1 protein-coding gene is annotated in these 272 nt (G+C 59.6%); it reads right to left on the bottom strand.

The annotated features are described in order from the left end of the window. Positions 1-104: 104 nt before the first annotated feature. Positions 105-272 (bottom strand): SMP-30/gluconolactonase/LRE family protein (locus SB724_RS20150; RefSeq protein WP_410572618.1); only part of this gene is annotated, 168 nt, incomplete at its 5' end.

Genomic DNA, 272 nt, shown 5'->3' with positions numbered 1-272 from the left:
CGTCGTTCGCTTTGCCCAGCATCTTGGCTTTGACGGGTTCGCCGAGATGAAGCAGGTGTTTCAGCGGGGGCTCCGCCAATCGTCCCGCCGCGCCTCGTGATCACTTATGGATACTGTGCACCGTTGACGGTTGTGTAGATCGAATAGAGCGACTGGGTCGCGGTGATGAACAGGCGGTTCTTCTTGATGCCGCCGAAGCAGATATTCGAGACCGTCTGCGGCACCAGGATCTTGCCGAGGAGAGTGCCATCGGGCGCAAAGCAGTGGACGCC

The sequence above is a fragment of the Bacillus sp. SIMBA_031 genome, from assembly GCF_046535225.1.
Classification (GTDB): Bacteria; Bacillota; Bacilli; order Bacillales; family Bacillaceae; genus Bacillus; species Bacillus velezensis.
The sequence above is the reverse complement of the archived record's forward strand: the minus strand, read 5'-3'. Positions and strand labels throughout refer to the sequence as shown.